A 21,026-nucleotide genomic window follows, 5' to 3' on the forward strand; every position below is an offset into this window, starting at 1 on the left:
ATCCTTCGGGAAGGTCACCTTCCCATCATCGGCGCTTCTCCCCTGCACCCACTCGGTGTTCACACCATTGACGTCCGCCCTGTCGGCGAACACAGCACCCCAGGCATTGCCCGCCCCCTTGCGCACGTTGAGCCCTTCCTTGGGGAAGCTGATCCATCCGTCGTCGGCATGCCGGCCCTGCACCCATTCGGTGTTGACCCCGTTGAGGTCGGCCTTGTCCGCATGCACGGTTCCCCAGGCCCCCGTCCCCTGACGAACGTCCAACCCGTCCTTGGGGAAGGTGATCTTCCCGTCGTCGGAGCTTCTCCCCTGCACCCACTCGGTGTTCACACCATTGACGTCCGCCCTGTCAGCGACCAGGGTTCCCTTTCCACCGGAGTTGTTGGAGATCTCCACGCCGGTACCGGTGAAGGTGACGCGCCCTCTGGTCGCGTCCGCCGTTCCCTGGACCCAAGGGGTGTCGATGCCGACGGTGGCGGTGAGGGTCTCCAGGACGGGGTGACGCACCTGCACGGTCGTCGTGAGGAAATGCTCCTGCCGAGGCGTGGTGCGGGAGGTGGCGGCGAGAATGTAGGTGGTGGCCCGCCGCGGAGCCGTGGCCGGAGACCAGGTACGAGCGCCCGCGGGGATGTCCACCTGCCCACCGGGGAAAAGGACCCTGTAGTCGAAGTCGGCGGAGCCATCCCAGCTCAAGGTGAGGCTCTCCCCGGTGTCCAGCATGGCCTTGTCCGGTCGGAAGTCGCGCGGTACAGGAATCTCCTTGGGAGAGGTCTTCACCAATGGCACCGCCGCGTCACCGACCTGCCACCGCCCTCTCCTCGTGTCTCTGGTGGTCTCGGTCACCGTCAGCACTGCCAGTCCGGCGTTAGGGGCGACCGTGACGTTCTCCAGTGTCAGCACCATGTAATCACCGGGCGCGAAAGCTTCTATACGACCGCTCTGAGTGGTGATCTCAAAGACGTCGGTGCCCCGCGCCTGGACGATCACCGGCTGAGTGCTCGCCTGGGGGGCCGACTGGGTGTCGGTGTACTGGCCACTGGCGTTGATCGTGCCGATGTTCGGGGTCAGGTGGCCGGCGCCATCACCAACGGGAACCTTTAACTCGATCTTCAACCAGGGCACCTCCCTCCCGGTGTTGGTGACCATCAGATACACCGTCCCCGTGGACGGAGACCGCCCGTCCACCGACGCCTCCAGGGACGTCGGATCGGTGAGCATGCTGTAGGTCAGTGCAGCCATGGTCACGACTCCTTCTTTTGGCGGACAGCGCAGATCAATGCCCTTCGCACTACGAGAACCCGGCCGGGCAGAACGGGCAACGGCACGGGTGAGGCGTCTGCGATCCTCCGTTGCCGAAGCACCGCAAAGAGCACTCCCTAGATCCAAACGTCGGGATAGGAGCGCAACAAGAGCACTCATGGCGTCATAACAGAGCGCTTCGGCAATATGATCAGCGTCTTGACGGGCATGCGAACCATGTCTTACTGGAACCTGTGAATTCCCCGTCGACCGTGGCAAGCGCAGTGATCAACAGATCAGTCGTGACAACGGGCACACGTGCGCCGAGTAGGGCTCCGTGGAGACGGCCAGTGCTCCGACTCCGGTCAACGCCCGGCGACGGGTCGTCGTGTACGCGGATCCCGTCCCACAGATCGATCGCCGATCAGAGCCGGGTACCGGACGACTACTGCACTGCGCGTCCACGGATCCTTCCGTGGTCGTCAAGTACACCGATCTAGCCTGGCTCCGTCGTGCAGGTCACCCCACGCAGCATCCGCGTCGAGGAGCTCAAAAATGCCTACCCGAGTCAACCGGCAGACCGTTGACCTCTCCGCCTATCCAGACCTTCTGGTCCTGTACCTCGGCATGCGGGTGAACCGGCTGTACGGCATCCGTACCTTCTTCAGCTTCGGACGGAAGATCAACGAGTCGGTCGCCGGCAAGCCGGACGGGCTGCTGCTGCACGAGCCCGTCTACTACTCGTTCTTCCCGATGAACATGGGGATGCGCCAGTACTGGCGCGACCTGCCATCTCTGCTCGCGTTCGCCCAGTCGGAGCCGCATCGGCAATGGTGGCTCGACTTCCTCCGGGACTCCGGTGGCACCGGTTTCTGGCACGAGACGTACTCGATCAAGGGTGGCATGGAGGCCGTTTACGATGACGTGCCGAGGCCGCTCGGCTTCGGGCGGTTCGCCGGAACCCAACGCGCTCGCGGGCCCATGTTCGGCTCCGCGGCCCGGCTGCGGCGCTCCGAAGCCGGCAGCCCGGCCATCAGCGAGACGGACCTCTACAAGTCCTAGCCACGCCGTCCGTGCTCCGCGCCATGACGTACTTGCTCAGGCCGGGAATGCTCGGATGGGACTCCTGCTCCCCGGTCGCCTCGAAACCGAGCCGCCGATAAAGACGTTCCGCCGGGCCGTTGCCGGCGATGACCCATAACTCGACCGCCCCACTCCCCTGCTCCCTCGCCCAGGCCAGCACGTCCTCCGCGAGCATCGCCGCGACCCCCGCGCCCCGGAATTGCGGCTCGACCCACATCCCGTACAGCTCCACAGTCCCAGGCCGCTCTGGCCGCAGCCGCCCGGCAGCCACCCCCGCCCGTTCCTGCCCGCACAGTGCGACGCTCTTGACGCCGTCCAGGGTCCATCGGAGCCATTCCTGGTCCCCCAGAGCTCGCTCCTCCTCAAGGTCGCCGTGAAAGATGCCCGGCGCGTCAGCGAGCGCGGCGAGCCGGACATCTCTCCAGATACGCCAGTCCGCACCAGCCAGCCGGCGCAGCACGACACACTTCATGCCTGCATTCTCCGCCATCGCTCACAGGCTGAATCTCCTGCCATCACCATGGCCGACAGGACGCTCCGACGAAGGCCTCGGCATCGGATGACGGCCCGCGTGCCACGCGAGAGAGAAGCCTGATCATCCCGCCCGCCGCGCCCCAGGAATGTTCAGCAGGCCAACGAATCACGCCCGAGAGGCCGGCCGGCAGGAGCAATCGAGATCAGGGGATGTAGACCTCGTAGTAGTAACCCGCGGCGTACGGGCCACCTCCGCGGAACCAGTGGCAGTAGAGGAGCCCGGTGTACTGACCGTTCTGTGCAGCGTCCTGGTAGGCGAGGTCGCAGGCGGCCATGGTCGGGTAGGGGCCCTGCAGGTACCAGTCCCGCGTCGGCCAGCCCGCACCGGCCGCGGCCGCGCTCGTCTGAGGAGCGGCGAAGGCGGGGGCGGCACCGGCCAGGACGCCGGCGCCCAGCGCCACGGCGAGGATGGCGGCATGTAATCGGCGGATCTTCATCGTGGGTGCATCCTCACATTCGGGGAGAGAAACACCTTCAGATGAGCACCGGCTACGAGCAATCGTCAAGACCGACCAGAGGCCCCGGTGCGCTACCTGTCCCCTCCCCTGGTCATTACATGTCCGCCACGGCTGACCGCCCGACCGCGCGTCCGCACCTGCTACGAGGAACTCCACCACGCCGATCCCGCCGCCCCTGGTGACCACCATGCGCGAGCGCATTACAGCCAGCCCCTGAAGCCGCCGCAACCACCCGACCGACGCCGACGCGCATACGACGCGCGCCCCCATAGAGCGCCATTGACGACCATGCACAACCGGACACACACAAGAGGCCCGTCACCGCGTTTCCGCTGGTGACGAGCCTCTTCTGCTGGTATAGCAGATCCAGGGTTCGGTCGCTTCCGTCTGCCGTTGCCCGAGTTCAGCCAAGGCCGACTTCACGCCACCGACGATGACCGGCCCCGCTTCCTCCAGAACCGTCCCCTCGGGCGATGGACAGCAGGAACCATGAGGCGGCGAGCCGCACCGGGATGCCGGACGCGAGTAGGCGCCCACGACGAGCGAGGGCGTTCTCCTCGACGGCGCCGTAGCCCGCATGGCCGGCCTGATCCACCTCGCCGCCCACGTTGACGACGGCTGGCGCCACCCGATCAGCGCCGAGACCATGAACGCCGCCGCCACCCTCGGCGAGTACTTGACCGCTCACGCACTCGCCGCGTTCGATGCGATGGGCGCTGACCCCGAACTGGAATGCGCCCGCGCGGTCCACGCCTGGTTGGAACGCACACGACCCGAGCGCTTCACCGTCCGCGAGGCGTTCACCGCACTTCCCCGCAGCCGCTTCCGCAAGGTCGCCGACCTGGTCACGCCGCTCGACGTCCTCGAACAACTCGGCTGGATTCACCGCGAGCCCGAACCACCCTGCACCGGCCCCGGCCGCCGGCCGTCTCCCACGTACGCCGTTCACCCAAGCCTCTGCACCCAGCGATAGCGCCCGCAACGGAAGAAGCTGCCGTATGCCCTCGGCCACCAAGCCGAACGAGAAGCTCACCGTCCGCCAACTCTGCGAGGAGCTACAGATATCCCCATCGACCTTCTACGACTGGCGCCAGAAAGGCACCGCGCCGAAGTGCATCCGCATCCCGAACGGCGACATCCGTATCCGCAGATCCGACTTTGAGAAGTGGCTGGACGAGCACGAGGACGCCGCCTGATGGACAACATCACCTACAGCGTGCGCTTCTGGAAGACCAAGACCTACAAAGGCGCGAAGGTAACGACCCACACGGTTCGGTGGGTCGTCGGTGGCCGCGAATGGAAGGAACCCTTCCGGAACCTGGCACAAGCCGAGAGCTTCCGGGCGCGCCTGATGACCGCGGCGCGTGAAGGGGAAGCCTTCAACCTGCGAACGGGGCGCCCGATCTCATGGAAGCGCGAAGAGTCCGCGCTGAGCTGGTACGCCTTCACCCTGGCCTACGTCGATTCCAAATGGCCGTACGCCTCGCCGAACCACCGCCGAGGAATCGCCGAGGCCCTCACCGATGGAACCGAAGCGCTGCTGATCGGCGAGGCCGGCGCGCCCTCCCGAGACCTCCGGCGCGCCGCACTTCGCTGGGCCTACAGCACCCGCATTCGAGACAACGTGCTACCGCCCGCCGACCTGATTCACGTCATTCGGTGGCTGGAACAGCAAACAGTCCAGGTGGCCGCGTTCACTGAACCAGGCAAGGGCGCCACCCTGGCCCGTGCCGTACTCGACAGAGTCAGCCGCACCAAAGAGGGCGAATTGGCCGCGCCGAACACCGCCAACCGCAAGCGGATGGTTCTCAACAACGCAATGGAGCATGCCCGCGAGATGGGCCTACTACCGGCCAACCCCCTCAAGGCCGTGAAGTGGACGAAGCCTCGAACCCTTACGACGGTGGACCCCCGGACGGTCATCAACATTGAACAGGCCCGGCGACTCCTCACAGCGGTCCGCCGGCACGGCGAACGCGGCGCACGAATGCAGGCGTTCTTCGGCTGCATGTACTACGCCGCTCTACGACCGGAGAAGGCCGTTGACCTCCGGCGCGAACACCTCGTGAGCCTGCCGGACGACGGATGGGGAGAGCTGCGCCTCACCAACGCCGAACCCCGCGCTGGAAGCCGCTGGACTAACAACGGCCAGCCACGCGAGCGCCGCGCCCTCAAGCACCGCGCGGACGGCGAGACACGGCCGGTACCGATTCACCCCGAACTGGTGACCCTCCTGCGAGCGCACCTGAAGGAGTTCGGCACCGGCCCCGAGGGACGCGTGTTCATCGGCCCCCGCGGCGGACTGATGACCGACCGCGCTTACCTCAAGGTCTTCCACGAGGCCCGAGAGCATGCATTCACGCCCGAAGAAGCCACCTCAGCACTCACGGATGTGCCCTACAGCCTTCGGCATGCCGCCGTCTCAACGTGGCTCAACGCTGGCGTCCCCGCGCCCCAGGTCGCCGAGTGGGCAGGGCACAGCGTAGACGTGCTGTTGCGGGTTTACGCGAAATGCGTCCATGGGCAACAATCGGATGCCATGCGGCGAATCTGGGATGCCACAAGACCGTGAAGCTCCCTAACTCTAGGAATTACCGGGTTCAGCCTCTTTTGCCTTCTCATGCCAAGGTAGAACGCGATTGGTAATCTCACCAGGGTCGGGCCGCACGCCAAGCACTCTCATCGCCGTCACAGATTTGAGGCGGTCACGCAACTCCACATCTTTAACCTCGTTGATCAGATCAAGCGCTTGACTAAAAGCAAGGTCATCCTGAATATTTTCGTGAACGCGCTTTGCCTGGTCGGTTAAATGCTTGCGCGCCCGGTTCGAATGCACTGCGAAGGCTCCACCACACGCGGTAATAAGAACTCCACTCAGGCCGGTAAGTAGAGGCACATAGCTACGACCAACGACCCCAGCATTGTAGAGGGCCAGACCACCTCCAGCGAGGAGGATCGCCGCCCCAGCCGACATGAAGATCACACTTAAACGAAAAGTGGTTTCCGCTTGCCGAAGAGCTTGACGCAGGAAATCGAACAGAAATTCCTGCCGTAGTTCCGCCAGATCCGGCTTCGACTTAGCCGAACCCTGAAGCGGAGGGCCTACCCAGACGTTTTCGTAATTAACCTGGTTGCCAAAAACCTGTTGATATATGCGACCAGAGCCAAAAAACTGCACCTCGGACTCTTCAGGTGGTTGCTCTTGACTCGCCCCTGGATCAACCGATTCCATGATCTCTCCATCCGCCTCGCTACTCACCCATTGTGCTACCGAAGGTAGGCGCGTGGAAGGCAATGCTAGGAAATACGTGGTGATGCTCTCGTCTTATCCTTGATCCATTGCGGAAATGATCACTACATCGCCTCAACAGGTCACTGTCTTGTTGAGCGGGCACATCCAGGTAGATCAATCTTCGAAACACCCAGAGTCGGAGCAAGTCCCCCCAGCCGTCAACCCCGTCGCACACATACCCCAGCACCACGGCTCGGCGTGGCGTTGGCAACTTGGCCGCGTATTGGCCGCGGCGGGCCGTAGGGCGCCGGTGCCAGCCGTGGACGGCCGGACAGACAGCAAGAGGCCCGTCGCCGCGTTTCCGCTGGTGACGGGCCTCTTCTTGCTGGTGTGGCAGGTCCAGGGTTCGAACCTGGGTAGGCTGAGCCGACGGTTTTACAGACCGCTCCCTTTGGCCACTCGGGCAACCTGCCGTGTCTTCGCTCTCGCGGCGACAGGTAGAAGAATAGCGGACTTCCGGGGTGCACGTGACAACGGTCGCGCGCGTCCTGATCCCTACGTGACCCGGCTGGGGTCGCTAGGGTCGGAGGGGACGAGAGAGGACACCTATACCGATGGCCGACAGCAGTTTCGACGTGGTGAGCAAGATCGACCGGCAGGAGGTCGACAACGCGCTGAACCAGACGGTCAAGGAGGTCGGGCACCGCTTCGACTTCAGGGGCACGGGCGCGGGCATCGCCTGGTCGGGTCAGGACAACATCGAGATCAAGGCCAACAGCGAGGAGCGGGCCAACGCCGTTCTTGATGTGTTCAAGGAGAAGATCATCAAGCGGGGTCTGTCCCTGAAGGTGCTGGACGCGGGGGAGCCGAAGCTGTCCGGCAAGGAGTACCGCATGATGATCGCCCTCAAGGAGGGCATCGACCAGGAGCACGCCAAGAAGATCTCGAAGATCATCCGGGATGAGGGGCCCAAGGGCGTCAAGGCGCAGATCCAGGGTGAGGAGCTTCGGGTGAGCTCCAAGAAGAAGGACGACCTGCAGGAGATCATCGCGCTGCTCAAGGGCAAGGATCTGGACATCGCCCTGCAGTTCACGAACTACCGCTGAGCGGTCGATAGTAGGTCGGGTAGGCGATCACGGCCGGGGCGCGGAGGTCCCCGGCCGTTCGTCGCGGTGGCGCCGTCCGAAGAGACGGCTTGCCACACGCGTTCCGCGGCGGCCGTCGTGCCCGTTCGGAGGTACGGCTTGTCGTGCCAGGCACCGGGCATGGGGACGATGGCGAGCGGCCTTCGTTCGGCTTCAGGCCGGCGAGCGCGTCGGTCGCGCCGCCCCCGGGTGAGGGCCCCCACCGGTAACTGTGCGACCGCCAGGACCGGTCTTCCTATTTATGGGTTATGGCATTTTGTCCGCCGAGGATGCGCCGCAGGGACGACGCTGAATCGTGACTCAACCTTTCCGTGCTTCCTGGCATCTATTGGAGGTGACGAAAGGAACGGACATGAAGCGGACACGCACACTGGCCCTCCTCGCCATGGCCGCCATGGCCACGACCACCGCCCTGATGGGCCCCGTGGAGGCGTATACGGGAGCCGCCTCCACGGCCGCGGCGAAGACCGTCGCGCAGAAGGCGACGCAGACGGGAAAGACCACCGGCACCGCGAAGGCGGGCGCGGCCGTCAGGTACGCGTGGGTCCGGTCCTGCGAGAAGGGCGACTTCAGCGTCCCGTGCGGCGCGTGGACGCTGACCCTGCGCAACGGACGCACGGTGAAGCTGTCCGATGCCGTCGTGTACCCGCGCGACACGACCGGGGTGGACAAGGAGAGCAGCGCCCCGATCGCGGTGAGCGGCGACGGGTCCCGGCTGGTGTACTTCCGCAAGTCGGACGGCAAGCTGGTGTGGCGGAACGCGTCGGGCGGCGGCGCCCACAGCCTGCCCGGGGCGTCGGCGAAGCCGCCGAAGGGCCTGGGCATGTCCCAGGTCGACCCCTGGCTCTCCCCGGACGGTGACACCGTCGTGATCGACTACGGGGACGCGACCGGCAAGTGCCCCACGCTCGTCGTCCATCTGGGCTCCGGCGACATCGTCAGGCTGCCCGGCCGCGACACCGTCCAGGGGTTCAGCCCGGACGGCCGCAAGATCCTGCTGGCGCACGGCACCGAGGAGAACACCACCGAGTTCACGGTGTACGGCACGGACGGCGAGGCCGGCGAGAGCCGCGAGGTGCCGCAGGTCGTGTCGAACAACTCCCCCGTCGCGCTCGCGAACGACGGGGTCACCGTGGCCGTGGTGATCACCCCTTCCGCAGGTAAGCACCGCCTGCGCCAGTACGACCTGTCCACGGACGCGGTCTCGCCGGCGATCGACCTCGGCATGCCGTCCACCGAGATTCCGTACCGCATCGACTGGGACGACGACAACAGGCTCACGCTCTGGCGGCTGCACACCGACCGCGACGGGACGCCGACCCGGGCCATCGCGAGCAGGGTCGACCCGTCCACCGGCGGACTGCGGACGATCGACTCGTTCCCGATGCGGACCAAGATCTTCATCTGGTGGCTGCCCGGCGAGTGAGGGAGCGCCTCGGTAATCGACCCGAGAAGACGAGGCATGCCTTCCGTTACAGTCCTTTATAAGGGGCTAAAGGAGGGCAAATGGGCAAAGTCCATGACGTGCTCGACGACCGGCTGCGCGAGTTCATCTCCCAGCAGCCGGTCTATTTCGTCGCCACCGCACCCGAGCACGGCGGCCACGTCAACATGTCCCCCAAGGGACACAGCGACACCTTCGCCGTGCTGGACGACACCACCGTCGCCTACCTGGACCTCGGCGGCAGCGGCGTCGAGACCATCGCGCACATCCGCGAGAACGGACGGGTCACGATCATGTTCACCGCGTTCTCCGGGCCGCCGAACATCCTGCGCCTGTACGGCAGGGGCCGTGTCGTCACCGCCGGCGACCCGGACTTCCCCGGCCTGCTCCAGCGTTTCGGCCCGCACCCGGCGGTGCGCGCGGTCATCGTCGTGGAATGCGATCGCATCGCCGACTCCTGCGGGTACGGCGTGCCGTTGATGAGCCACGAAAAGGATCGCACGCTGCTCGCCGAGTGGGCGGAGCGCAGGAGCGAGCAGCAGCGGATCGACTACCGCGCCAAGAAGAACCGGCAGAGCATCGACGGCCTGCCCGGCCTCACGATCGAGGAGACGACGCTCGAGGCCGGAGCAGCCGACGCGCCGGACCTGGCACCCGAAGAGCCGGGGACGACCGGGACCGCGCCGAAGACGGAGGAGGCCGCACCGGAGTTCGAACTCTCCTGACTCTGCTCGGCACCCTCATCGGACAGGTCGTTCCTGGTGTTTCCTCGCGTCCTGTCCGCCATGCGACGCCGGGGCATGCCATGCGCTGAGGATTCGCGCGTTCGAGCACCGGTGACGAGGCACCGCGCCCGGGTGGTCCGGCTCCCCGGTCCTTCCCGGGCGTGGTCGCGGCCTGGCCGGCGCGTGCCGGGCCGGGAATTCCGGATCGGAGACAACCTGCCGCGCCCTCACCCTCGTTCGTGAGGGGTGAGAGGAGAGCGGATGGACTATTACGAGGGCTTTCGCGAGTTCGTGAACGCCCGGCAGCAGGTGCTGATGCGGACCGCGTACCTGCTCACCGGAGACGCGCATCTCGCCGAGGATCTGCTCCAGACCGTCCTGGCCAAGGTCGCCCGCCACTGGGCGAAGCTGGCGAAGGACGGCAACCCCGAGGCGTACACCCGCCGATGCCTGATCAACGAGTTCGTCTCGTGGCGCCGGCAACGCCGCTGGTACGTCGAGTCGCCCGACGCCCACCCGCCCGACGCCCAGCGGTCAGACCACGGTGAGAGCGACACCCTGCACCGCATCGCGCTCCGCGAGGCGCTGGCGAAGCTCGCGCCCCGCCAGCGTGCCGTCGTCGTGCTCCGCTTCTACGAGGACCGCACCGTCCAGGAGACCGCCGAGATGCTCGGGTGCTCGCCGGGCACGGTGAAGAGCCAGACCAGTCACGCCCTGGATCGGCTGCGCGCGCTGGCGCCTGAGCTGGCCGGGTTGCTGTCCGAGGTGGACCCGGCCCATGACGCCGGCTACGTCCCTGCCACCGGCCCCGGCCGCGAAGCCGAAGGCGACCGTGCGCGGGGTGCGGCCGAGCGGCGTGATCGTGCCGACCAACGGGATGCCGGCGATGCGGCCGGCCAGGTCCGGCGAGCGGCACTCGGAGAACATCCTGGCCTTCCCCGCCGGGCCGAACTCGCCTACCAGCCAGAAATCGCCCATGACGATGAACCTGCTCACCGGAGGTGAACCGATGACACGGCTCCATGACGCCCTCGGCGCGCTCGCCCAGGAGGCTCCCCCCGTCAACCTCGCCGAACGCGCCATCGGCACGGCGCGCAGGCGACGCGCCCGGATGCTCGCCTCCGCCGCCGCAGCGGTGCTGTTGGTGGGCGGAGGCGGCGCGACGACGCTGAACCTGTACGCCGCCAACGGCCGTGACAGCCAGGCGGCGATCGGTGGCGAGGCCGCGAACGCGAGACCGGAAGCCGCCGCGCCGCTCCCCGGCCGCGGCATCGGCCCCGCGCGCTTCGCCTACCTCGGCTGGTGCGGCCATGACCGGGCACCCGGTTTCGGCGCCTCCACGCTCGGCACGGAATGCGCCCAATGGCGGCTCATCACCAAGGATGGCAAGGAGTACCGGCTCCCGGAGGCGGTGGGGATCTTCGTCGAGCAGACCTCGCAGAACCGCGGGAACAACGCCGCCCCGCTGGCGATCAGTCAGGACGGCAGGCGCGTCGCGTACTACAGCGAGAAGGATCGTGCGTTCAAGGTCCGGGACCTGGCCGGCGGCCGGGTGTGGCGGCTACCGCTGAACGTCTCACGGGACTACCTGATGAAGTGGGGCGGGGCGGTCCGCCTCTCCCCGGACGGCAGGTACGCGGCGGCCAGCAGCGGACCTGACGATCCGGGGGTGCTCTTCGACGCCTCCGACGGCACGTCGAGGCCGATTCCGGCGGGCTGGTGGCCGGGGAACATCACGTGGAGCGGCAGCCTGCTGCTCACCTCCGGCGACCAGATGAGGATCATGTCCATCGCCGGGGTGGGGAGGCCGGTCGAGGTTCCAGTGGAGCACGCGCGGTCGGGGACCCTGAGCGTGGACGACCGGACCGTCGTGGCGTTCACGGTGCGCGAAGCCGAAAAACGGAGGTCCGGCCCGAACTCGAACGCGCGTCCGGTGGGCGTGGCGGTGCGGACCATCGACGCGGAGACCGGGCGGGTTCTCAGCTCGGTGCCGCTCCGCGGCGCGCCAGAGCACCTCCTGCCACCCCTGGGACCCGCGATCAAGTCCGGGGAGGACGAGTTGCTGGTCGGCCAGATGCGGCAGAAGATCAGGGCCAACGGCGTGCACGCACCCGCCGACCTGGTGGTGTACCTGGTGAACCTGCGCACCGGCAAGGTTCATGAGAACAGCAGGTACTCGTTCCGCGGCGACAACGCCGTCACGGTGCTCCCGGGTATGGGGGGAATATAGCGGGACGCCGCGGGGCCGCCTCACGTGCCACCCCCTCGGTCACCTCGCGCGCCCGGTGGGCGTGGCTCGGCGGACCGGCCCGCGCTCGGACGGGTCTGTCGCTCAGGGTCGGCACCAGATCGAGCCGTACGGACCAGGTGCCGTGCTCGTACCGAGGCCGGGGCCGTACCCGCAGGCCAAGAGCCGGGTGGTCCGCGAGCGGTGGCGGGCTGTGGGCGAAGGCTCGGAGGCTTGGGAAGGCCGGGAGGCCCGTAATGCCGGATGACGGGAGGCGGGTCAGCGGCGGTAGCCGGCCATGCGTTCCAGGCGGGCGACGCGGGCGGCGGTGGAGGGGTGGGTCGAGAACAGCCGGCCCACCCCGGCACCGCGGAACGGGTTGGCGATCATCAGGTGGGACGCGGAGGTCAGCCGGCTCTCCTCGGGGAGGGGCAGGTCGCGCGCGCCCAGCTCGATCTTGCGGAGCGCGGAGGCCAGCCCGAGCGGGTCGCCGGTGAGCAGCGCGGCCGACTCGTCGGCCTGGAACTCCCTGGACCGCGAGATGGCCATCTGGATCATGCCGGCGGCGACCGGGCCGAGGATCATCATGAGCAGCGCGCCGACGAACCCGGGGCCGTCCTCGTCGTCGGCCGAGCCGCCGAAGAAGACGGCGAGGTAGCTGCAGTACGTGATGATCGTGGCCAGCGCCGCCGCGATCGAGGAGATCAGGATGTCCCGGTTGTACACGTGGGAGAGCTCGTGCGCGATCACGCCTCGCAGCTCGCGCTCGTTCAGTAGGCGCATGGCCCCGTAGGTGAGGCAGACGGAGGCGTTGCGGGGGTTGCGGCCGGTGGCGAAGGCGTTGGGCTGCGGGGTCGGCGAGAGGTACAGCCGTGGCATCGGCTGGCGGGCGTCGGTCGACAGCTCGCGGACGATGCGGTAGAGGACGGGCTCCTCCACCTCGCCGACCGGTCGTGCGCGCATCGCCGACAGGGCGATGCGGTCGGAGAAGAAGTACGCCACCGCGTTGGTCCCCAGGGCGACGAGGACGGCGACCTGCACACCCGGCCCGCCGCCCAGCCATGATCCGACCAGCAGGATCAGAGCGGACAGGGCTCCCATGAGGACGGCGGTACGCAGGCCGTTGTTGTGCACGCTTCCCCCTCTCGGAACGCTGCGCTCACCAAGGCCAACGTTCGTGGCCTGCCCCATCGTTCCCACCCACCTGGTCAGGAACGGTAAGAGCCGGACGTACGCCTGCCAGGGGAACGCACCCCGCGACATGATCACATGGCGGGACACCCGGGGTTGTCCGCGCGCTTCAGCCGGCGATGGACAGTACGAGTTGGGGCGCGACCGAGAAGGCCACGGAGGCGACCAGGCCGAGGGTGATCGCGATGGTCAGCGCGGAAGCAGCGGGGCCGGACGCGGAACTCGGAGCCGGGGCCGAGGCCGGGGTGAACAGGCGGGCGGTCCAGGCGATGTAGTAGTAGAGCGCGATCACCGTGTTCACCGCCATGACCACGGCGAGCCAGCCGGCGCCGCCCGCGACGATCTCGCGGAACACCACGATCTTGGCGAACATCCCGGAGAGCCCGGGCGGCAGGCCCGCCAGGCAGACCAGGAAGAACGCGAGCGCCAGCGCGGGCACCGGCGCGCGGAACGCCAGCCCGCGGTAGTCGTCCAGTTCGTTGCGCCCGCCCTCGCGGCTCACCGCCGCCACCACCGCGAACGCGCCGATGTTCATGGCCGCGTAGATGACGAGATAGGCCACGGACGCGGGCACGGCCTGCTTCCCCGCCACGCCGAGCGGGGCCAGGATGTACCCGGACTGGGCGACCGAGGACCACGCGAGCAGCCGTACGGCGTGGCGCTGCCGCAGGGCCAGCAGGTTGCCGGCGGTCATGGTGAGCGCGGCGAGCACCGCCACGACCGGCCCCCACAGCCGGGCCTGTCCCGCGAGCGCGGTGGTGAGCACGAGGATCAGCCCGGCGAACCCCGCCGCCTTGGAGATCACCGAGAGCAGCGCGGCCACCGGGACCGGCGCCCCTTGGTACACGTCCCCGGCCCAGAAGTGGAACGGCACCGCCGCGATCTTGAACGCGAACCCGGCCAGCACCAGGACGACGGCCACGGTCAGCACACCGACCGGCACGGCCGGGGGGACGGAGGCGCCTGGCGCGACGGGGGCGGCCGCCAGGCGCGCCGCGATCGCGGAAAGGTGGACCGAGCCGGTCAGGCCGTACAGCAGCGAGACGCCGAAGAGCATGACCGCCGTGGAGACCACCGAGACCAGGAACATCTTCAGCGCGGCCTCGGAGCCCCGCGCGTCGTACCTCTTCAGCGCGGCCAGCGCGAACACCGGGAGCGACACCAGCTCCAGCGCGATCACCAGCATGATCAGGTCGCGGGACGCGGGCAGGGTGACCGCCCCGGCGAGAGTGCACAGCAGCAGGAAGTACCACTCGCCGGGCGGGATCGTGCTCTCGGCGAGCTGGGCCATGGACAGCAGCACCACGACGACCCCGGCGGCGAGCGCGACGGCGCCGAAGACCAGGGTGAGGTGGTCCACGACGAACGAGCAGGGCGGCGGGCCGGGGTCGCGGGAGAGGCCCGCCGGGACGCAGAACGTCCGCAGGCGCGCTCCGCTCAGGGCCTGGACGGCCGGCACGGCGAGTGCGGCGAGGACGCCCGCGAGCGTGACGAGGCCGAGCGTGGTGCGGGTGCGCCCGGTACGGGGCAGGAACGCGTCGAGCAGCAGCACGACCCCGGCCATCAGCGCGAGGACCAGCGGCGACGCGATGGCGGCGTAGTCGATGGACTGGATCATCGTGTCCCCAGGTACGCCTGGACGACGGGGTCGGTGAGGGAGAGCAGCGCCTTGGGCCATAGCCCGAGGACCACGGTGAGGACGACCAGTGGCGTCCAGGCGGCCAGTTCGTACGCGCTCACATCCAGCAGCGCGGCGCCTCGCGAGCCGCCGCCGATCGTCCCGGCCGGAGGGCGGCCGTGGGTGAGGTGGGAGAGCATGCGCAGGAAGTACGCGGCGGTCAGCACGGTTCCGACGCCGCCGACGGCCATGAAGACCAGGAACAGCGGCCGGGACAGCCCCGCGGCGGGCTGGAAGGCGCCGAGCAGCGCGAGCATCTCCCCCCAGAACCCGGCGAGCCCCGGCAGCCCGAGCGACGCCACGCACGCGAAGGTCAGCAGCGAGCCGAGGTACGGCAGGCGGGCCAGCATGCCCGTGCCCAGGCGGGGCAGCTCGGTCGTCCCGTACCGTTCCTTGATCCCTCCGGCGACGAAGAACAGCAGGCCGGTGATCAGGCCGTGGGCGATGTTGCCGAACAGGGCGGCGTTCATCCCCACCGGGGTCAGCGTCGCCAGGCCGAGCAGGACGAAACCCATATGCCCCACGGACGAGTAGGCGATCATGCGTTTGAGGTCGCGCTGGGCCAGGCAGGCCAGCGAGCCGTACACGATGCCGGCGACCGCGAACGCGCCCAGCCAGGGGGCGAGCGCGGCGGCCCCCTCGGGCAGCACGGGGATGGCGATGCGGGCGAACCCGTAGGTGCCCATCTTGAGCAGTACGCCCGCGAGCAGCACCGATCCGACGGTCGGCGCCTCGGTGTGCGCGGCGGGCAGCCAGGTGTGCAGCGGCCACATCGGGGCCTTCACGGCGAGACCGAGGCCGATGGCCAGGAATGCGATGATCTGCACCGCCCTGGACAGCCCCGCCCCCTGCGCCTGGGCGAGCCGGACCATGTCGAGCGTCCCGGCGTGCGCCCAGACCAGCAGCAGGCCGAGGAGCAGCAGTGCCGAGCCGAGCAGCGTGTACAGGATGAACTTCACCGCCGCCGCCCGGCGTCCCGCTCCGCCCCAGACGGCGATCACGAAGTACATCGGGACCAGCACGATCTCGAAGAAGACGAAGAACAGCAGCAGGTCGAGCGCGAGGAACGTACCGGTCATCCCGACCTCGAGCACCAGCAGCGCGATCACCAGGGCGCGGATGCGGCCCTGCTCCGGGCGGTGGCGGACCAGGTGGACGAAGCACAGGAAGGTCAGCAGCGCGGTCAGCACCACCAGTGGCAGCGAGATGCCGTCGATGCCGAGATGGAAGCGCAGGCCGAGGCCGGGGATCCACGGCACGTCGACGGTGAACTGCGGCCGGGCGGCGCGGGTGTGGTCGAACCGAACGGCCAGTGCCAGCGCGAGCACGAGCGTCACCCCGGAGACGGCCGCGCCGTACCAGGGGTGGCGGGCGGGGCCGGGGAAGACGACGAGTACGGCCGCCCCGAGCAGCGGGACGGCGAGCATCGCGATCATCACCGCGCTCAAAGCGGCACCCCTTCCCCCGCCGCCCACCGTGCCGTGAGCGCCGCCCGCCATGCCGTAGGTGCGGACTGCCGGACCGCCGGCGCCCATGCCACGGATACCGGCTCTCGCGCTGCCGGTGCCCCCGCTGCCGGCTTGCGCACCGCCGGCATCGACGCCCATCCTGCCGACAGCGCTGTCCGGGCCGAGGGCTCCGGTCCGCCCGTCGTGGCGCCACCGACCGGCTCGTCCCGTGCGCCGCCGGGCCGCTCGTTGCGGTAGCAGGCCGCCGGTCGCGGCGCGGGTGCGCTCATATCAGCACCACCGCGCCGATGACGATGATCAGGACACCGGCCAGGACGCCCGTCAGGTACACCTGCGCGTTGCCGGTCTGGGCGCGGCGCAGCAGGCCGGAGGCCGCGACCGCGAGCCGTCCCGACCCGCGGACCGCCCCGTCCACCACCGTGTCATCCGCCCGGCCGACGGCGCGGGCCAGCCACAGGACGGGAACGACGAACACCCGGTGGTAGGCCGCGTCCACGGAGAACGCGCGCTCACAGGGCGCCCGCAGCGGCCCGAGCACGCGCGCCGGGTCGGCGGCGGGGTCGGCGCGCCAGGACGCGTACACGACGCCCGCGCCCAGCAGGGCCAGGAGCAGGCTGATCACCGCTGAGGACCATTCGAGCAGCCCGGTCCCGGTGAAGCCGAGCAGCAGCGCGGGGACGGCGAGCAGGCCGATGGGCCACAGCATGGACGCGGGCGCCTCGCGGCCGTCCCAGACGTGCGCGACCCCCGGCTCCGGCTCCGGGAGGGGGACCTGGCGCACCCGGCTCTCGCCGAAGAACGTGCGTAGCCACGCGCGGGCCGCGTACGCGCCGGTCACCGCGACGGTGAGCAGGGCGCACGCGTACAGCAGCCACGCGGCGGCGTCGGTCAGCGGCCCGGCCCCGGTCGCCGCGTGCTCGATGGCGGCCAGCACGGCGTCCTTGCTGAAGAACCCGCTGGCGGGCGGCACCCCCATGAGCGCGGCGAACCCGATGGTCATGGCCGGGAAGGTGACGGTCATCGAACGCCGCAACCCGCCCATGTCGCTGAGCAGGTTGGAGCCGACGGCATGGATCACCGCGCCCGCGCAGAGGAACAGCAGCGCTTTGAACGCCCCGTGCGTGACCAGGTGGAAGATCGCGGCCTGGTCGGACCCTGCCGCGAGGGCGCCGGCCATGTACGCGAGCTGGCTGATCGTGGAGTAGGCCAGCACCCGTTTCAGGTCGTCCTGGGCGAGTGCGGCGAGCGCCGCGCCGAGCATGCCGAGGGCGGCCAGCACCGCGAGCAGGTCGAGCGACGGCCGGGCGCCCAGGAACGCGGGGTACAGCCGGGCCACGACGAAGACGCCCGCCGCGACCATCGTCGCGGCGTGGATGAGCGCGCTGATCGGGGTGGGGCCGGCCATCGCGTCCGGCAGCCAGGTGTGCAGCGGCACCTGGGCGCTCTTGCCCGCCACGCCGAACAGCAGGAGCAGCGTCGCGGCGACCAGCGTGCCGGTGGACATCTCGGGCACCCGGTCGAGCACCGTGGAGATGTGGAAGCTCCGGGCCGCGAGCCCGAGGGTGAACAGGCCGAACAGGAAGCCGACGTCACCGACGCGGGTGACCAGGAACGCCTTAACGGCCGCCCGCGAGTTCGCGCGGTCCTCCCACCAGTGGCCGATCAGCAGGTACGAGCACAGGCCCATGATCTCCCAGCCCACGTAAAGGACCAGCAGGTCCCCGGCGTAGACGACGAGCAGCATGGCGCTGGTGAACAGGCTGATGAACGCGCTGTAGGACGGGTAGCGGGGCTCGTCGCGCATGTACCCCGCCGAGTAGACCTGCACGGCGAGCGCCACGCAGCCCACCAGCACTCCGATGACGGCGGCCAGCTCGTCCACCCGCAGGCCGATCGTGATCGGGATGGCGCCGGTGCCGACCACCGTCAGCACGCCCTCCATGGCCCCGGCCGGCGGCCTGACCCCGCCCGACGGCGCCACGTAGGCGGAGAAACCGGGCGGGAGGTTGCCGAGGTACACCACCAGCAGCCACCCGGCCAGCACGGTGGACACCGCCGTGGGGAGGATCGCGTACCACGCCGCCCGCCGGTAGACCCCCCGGTCGACCGCGCCCGGCGGGCCACTGGCGCCACGGCCCAGGCGACGGGTGCCGAGCAGCCCAGCGGCCGCGCCGAGGAACGGCAGGAGCACGGCCACCGCCGCCATCTCGGCGGCCATGGCGATCACGACCCACCCCCACCCGCTCGCACCGCCGCGCCGGGACCACGTCCCGGAGCGCGGCCGGCCACAGGGCCTTCCGGACCCGGCCCCGAACCGGAACCGTCGCCGGGACCGGAACCGGAGACCGGGCCTGCACCAGGACCCACACCGGGACCATGACCAGGGCCGAGGTCAGAGCCGGGGTCATGGCCGGGGCCGGGGTCGTCGCCGGGGTCGGGGGTGGGGTCGGCCAGGTCGCGGAGGCGGTCGATCTCGACGGTCCGGCGGTTGCGGAACACCGCGAGGACGATCGCCAGGCCCACGCCCAGCTCGGCCGCGGCGATCACGATGACGAAGAGGGTCAGCACCTGCCCGCCGTGCAGCGCATCCCTGAGCCAGAAGTCGAAGGCGACGAGGTTGAGGTTCACGGCGTTGAGCATCAGCTCCACCGACATGAGCACGAGGATCGTGTTGCGCCGGGCCAGCACGCCGTACACGCCGATCGAGAACAGCACCGCGGCGAGCACGACGGGATAGACGACGTGCACGTCAGTCCCTTCCGTCGATGTCCGTACGAGCCCCTCCACCGCCGTCACCGGCGTCCCTGGCCCCGATCTGGGAGGTACGCGGGCCCACGTCCCCGCCGTCACCCGTCCCGGCGTCCCCGTCCCCGTGCCCGATCTGGGAAGTACGCGGGCCCGCATCCCCGCCGTCACCCGTGCCGGCGTCCCCGGAACCGCCGGGAGCCACGACTGCGGCCTCATCGGCGCCGATGGCGCCGGAACCGCCCGGACTCACGACCCCACCGCCACGGGGAGCGACGGCTTCGCCGGTGCCGGTGGCACCGCTGCTCGGGGTGCCATTTCCGATGGTGCCCTGACCGGCCTTGCCCGGGGCGGGCGCGGGGCCGGTGATGTCGGTGCGGGAGAGCACGATCGCGCCGATCAGCGCGGCGAGCAGCAGCACCGAGAGCGCCTCGAAGGGCAGCACCCAGGTGCGGAAGATGCTCGACCCGAGCGGCTTGGCGGCGCCCTGGCCCGCCTCCAGCGGGGCGTACGCCGTGCCGAACCCGTCGACCACGGTGACGACCAGGACGGCGGCGGTCGCCACGGCCACCATGGCGGCCACCATCTTGTTCCCCGAGTCCAGGTCGGCGGACGGTCCGATCGGCGCGCGGGTCAGCATGATGCCGAACAGCAGCAGCACCACGACCGCGCCGACGTAGATGAGCACCTGCACCCAGGCCACGAACTCGGCGGTGAGCAGCAGGTAGCACCCGGCGAGCGCGCCGAACGAGACGACCAGCCACAGGGCCGCGTGCACGATCTGGCGCGTCGTGACGACGAGCAGCGCCGCCCCGGCCGCCACCACCGCGAGCAACAGGAACACGATCTCCTGCCCCGTCGGTGGCCACAGGCCGGGCGGCGCGGCCGTCACGACTCCTCCACCGGCCCCTCGCCCGGGGCCGCGTCCCGCCGGCCGGGATCCTCGGTCCGCGGGCCGGAGCCGCCGGGCTCGGCGTCCGCGTCGTTCGCCCCTCGGCCGGGGGCACCGGAAGGATCTCCCCGTCGCCCCTCATCGGCTGCGGGTGGAGCAGGCGGGGCGGGCTTCTTCGGGAGCGCGCCGGGCGGCCTGATCGCCCGTACGGAGGCGTGCGACGTGCGCGCGGGCCTGCCGCGTTCCTGGTCGGGAGGGGCCGCCGGACCCTGCCGCCCCTCATCGACAGGCGGAGCAGGGGGAGCGTGCGGGGCCGACGGGGTCGGCGGGGCAGGCGGGGCGGGCGGGGCAGGCTTCTTCGGGAGCGCGCCGGGCGGTCTGATCGCCCGTACGGAGGCGTGCGAAGTGCGTCCGGGCCCGGCGGCGCCTGCTCGCGAGGCGGCGGAGCCGGTCGTCCCGCCCTCGGCCGCGCGCTCGCCGTGGTCGGGGACGCCGGAGGACCGGCTGCCGGGAGCACCTTCCGCCGGGCCGACACCACTGGGACCGGCGGGGCCGGAGGGAGTGCGCCGGGTGGAGGCGGGGCCTTCGGGAGCAGGGGCCGGGCCACCGGTGGCCGCGGCGGAGCTCTCGGGCGGAGTCGCGGAGCCACCGGCATCGGCGGTGGCCGGTTCGGCAACGGGCCGCGCACCGGACGCGGGCACAGGGCCGGCCCCGGCAGAGGCGGAGCCGGGAGCAGAGGCGGCGCCAGGAGCGGACGCAGAGGCGGCGCCAGGAGCGGACGCAGAGGCGGGGCCGGGGGCGAACGCAGAGGTAGGGGCGGGGGCGGAGCCGGGGGCGGGGGCGGGGCCGGGGGCAGAGGCTGAGCCGGCGGCGGGGCGGGTCGGGGCGGGGCGGGAGGTCACCCGGTCCGCGGCGGCGATCTCCTTGGGCGGTTCGGCGTTCGGCTCGTGCGCGGGCGGGATCG

Annotated in this window: 17 protein-coding genes, 1 tRNA gene and 2 pseudogenes; 9 read left to right on the top strand and 11 right to left on the bottom strand. The window is 69.8% G+C overall.

Features of this window, described 5'->3' with window-relative positions:
* Positions 1-1,239, bottom strand: a 1,239-nt coding sequence (locus IEY93_RS10875; RefSeq protein WP_189162872.1) for a hypothetical protein, incomplete at its 3' end; no start/stop codon positions are given.
* Positions 1,240-1,794: 555 nt separating this feature from the next.
* Here IEY93_RS10875 and IEY93_RS10880 point away from each other — a divergent pair.
* The gene (locus tag IEY93_RS10880; protein ID WP_189162873.1) at positions 1,795-2,301 is read left to right on the top strand and encodes a monooxygenase family protein; all 507 of its coding nucleotides are present in this window, start codon (positions 1,795-1,797) and stop codon (positions 2,299-2,301) included.
* On the opposite strand, the gene IEY93_RS10885 is transcribed toward IEY93_RS10880, so the two are convergent.
* Positions 2,273-2,812, bottom strand: a complete 540-nt coding sequence (locus tag IEY93_RS10885) for a GNAT family N-acetyltransferase (protein ID WP_189162874.1) — start codon at positions 2,810-2,812, stop codon at positions 2,273-2,275. The two genes, IEY93_RS10880 and IEY93_RS10885, sit on opposite strands and share 29 nt — an antisense overlap.
* 187 nt (positions 2,813-2,999) lie before the next feature.
* A complete protein-coding gene (locus IEY93_RS10890; protein WP_189162875.1) occupies positions 3,000-3,293 on the bottom strand; it encodes a hypothetical protein in 294 nt (97 codons plus the stop codon).
* Positions 3,294-3,888: 595 nt separating this feature from the next.
* Here IEY93_RS10890 and IEY93_RS10895 point away from each other — a divergent pair.
* The 3 genes and pseudogenes from IEY93_RS10895 to IEY93_RS10905 all read left to right on the top strand — a co-directional run.
* A pseudogene (locus IEY93_RS10895) lies at positions 3,889-4,287 on the top strand (DUF3987 domain-containing protein); the annotation flags it as partial.
* A 25-nt stretch (positions 4,288-4,312) separates the two neighbouring features.
* Complete coding sequence (locus IEY93_RS10900; protein WP_189162877.1) at positions 4,313-4,510, top strand: helix-turn-helix transcriptional regulator; 198 nt, start codon at positions 4,313-4,315, stop codon at positions 4,508-4,510.
* Positions 4,510-5,886 (top strand): tyrosine-type recombinase/integrase, encoded by a 1,377-nt coding sequence (locus tag IEY93_RS10905; protein WP_189162878.1) that lies wholly within the window; start codon positions 4,510-4,512, stop codon positions 5,884-5,886. Before IEY93_RS10900 ends, IEY93_RS10905 begins: the two co-directional genes overlap by 1 nt.
* Before the next feature lie 12 nt (positions 5,887-5,898).
* Here the strand turns inward: IEY93_RS10905 and IEY93_RS10910 are convergent, their stop codons facing one another.
* A complete protein-coding gene (locus tag IEY93_RS10910) occupies positions 5,899-6,546 on the bottom strand; it encodes a TRADD-N-associated membrane domain-containing protein (RefSeq protein WP_189162879.1) in 648 nt (215 codons plus the stop codon).
* A gap of 391 nt (positions 6,547-6,937) precedes the next feature.
* Positions 6,938-7,019 (bottom strand) — tRNA-Tyr (locus IEY93_RS10915).
* A 141-nt stretch (positions 7,020-7,160) separates the two neighbouring features.
* On the opposite strand from IEY93_RS10915, the gene IEY93_RS10920 reads away from it, so the two are divergent.
* The 5 genes from IEY93_RS10920 to IEY93_RS10940 all read left to right on the top strand — a co-directional run bounded on the left by IEY93_RS10920 (position 7,161) and on the right by IEY93_RS10940 (position 12,090).
* Positions 7,161-7,652: a YajQ family cyclic di-GMP-binding protein gene (locus IEY93_RS10920; protein WP_189162880.1), complete on the top strand. Its 492-nt coding sequence runs from the start codon at positions 7,161-7,163 to the stop codon at positions 7,650-7,652.
* Positions 7,653-8,043: 391 nt separating this feature from the next.
* Entirely contained in the window at positions 8,044-9,117 is a 1,074-nt protein-coding gene (locus IEY93_RS10925; RefSeq protein ID WP_189162881.1) for a hypothetical protein, read from the top strand.
* An 80-nt stretch (positions 9,118-9,197) separates the two neighbouring features.
* Complete coding sequence (locus IEY93_RS10930) at positions 9,198-9,860, top strand: pyridoxamine 5'-phosphate oxidase family protein (RefSeq protein ID WP_189162882.1); 663 nt, start codon at positions 9,198-9,200, stop codon at positions 9,858-9,860.
* A gap of 261 nt (positions 9,861-10,121) precedes the next feature.
* Positions 10,122-10,865, top strand: a complete 744-nt coding sequence (locus tag IEY93_RS10935) for a SigE family RNA polymerase sigma factor (protein ID WP_189162883.1) — start codon at positions 10,122-10,124, stop codon at positions 10,863-10,865.
* A 4-nt stretch (positions 10,866-10,869) separates the two neighbouring features.
* Positions 10,870-12,090, top strand: a complete 1,221-nt coding sequence (locus IEY93_RS10940; protein ID WP_189162884.1) for a TolB family protein — start codon at positions 10,870-10,872, stop codon at positions 12,088-12,090.
* A gap of 276 nt (positions 12,091-12,366) precedes the next feature.
* Here the strand turns inward: IEY93_RS10940 and htpX are convergent, their stop codons facing one another.
* From htpX to IEY93_RS38015, 6 genes and pseudogenes are all read right to left on the bottom strand, one after another.
* Positions 12,367-13,221, bottom strand: coding sequence for a zinc metalloprotease HtpX (gene htpX, locus IEY93_RS10945; RefSeq protein WP_189162885.1), 855 nt, complete (start codon positions 13,219-13,221; stop codon positions 12,367-12,369).
* Positions 13,222-13,387: 166 nt separating this feature from the next.
* Positions 13,388-14,896 carry an NADH-quinone oxidoreductase subunit N gene (locus IEY93_RS10950; RefSeq protein WP_189162886.1) on the bottom strand — a complete coding sequence of 503 codons (1,509 nt, stop codon included), beginning with the start codon at positions 14,894-14,896 and terminating at the stop codon, positions 13,388-13,390.
* Positions 14,893-16,395, bottom strand: coding sequence for a complex I subunit 4 family protein (locus tag IEY93_RS10955; protein ID WP_307837563.1), 1,503 nt, complete (start codon positions 16,393-16,395; stop codon positions 14,893-14,895). The genes IEY93_RS10950 and IEY93_RS10955 overlap by 4 nt, the downstream gene beginning before the upstream one ends.
* 295 nt (positions 16,396-16,690) lie before the next feature.
* Positions 16,691-18,643, bottom strand: a complete 1,953-nt coding sequence (locus IEY93_RS10960) for an NADH-quinone oxidoreductase subunit 5 family protein (RefSeq protein ID WP_229691046.1) — start codon at positions 18,641-18,643, stop codon at positions 16,691-16,693.
* Positions 18,644-18,870: 227 nt separating this feature from the next.
* Positions 18,871-19,173, bottom strand: a pseudogene (gene nuoK, locus IEY93_RS38010) (NADH-quinone oxidoreductase subunit NuoK); the annotation flags it as partial.
* A 1-nt stretch (position 19,174) separates the two neighbouring features.
* Complete coding sequence (locus IEY93_RS38015; protein ID WP_229691038.1) at positions 19,175-20,062, bottom strand: NADH-quinone oxidoreductase subunit J family protein; 888 nt, start codon at positions 20,060-20,062, stop codon at positions 19,175-19,177.
* Between the last annotated feature and the right edge of the window lie 964 nt (positions 20,063-21,026).

The organism is Sphaerisporangium melleum (assembly GCF_014646695.1).
In the GTDB taxonomy this organism is placed as follows: domain Bacteria; phylum Actinomycetota; class Actinomycetes; order Streptosporangiales; family Streptosporangiaceae; genus Sphaerisporangium; species Sphaerisporangium melleum.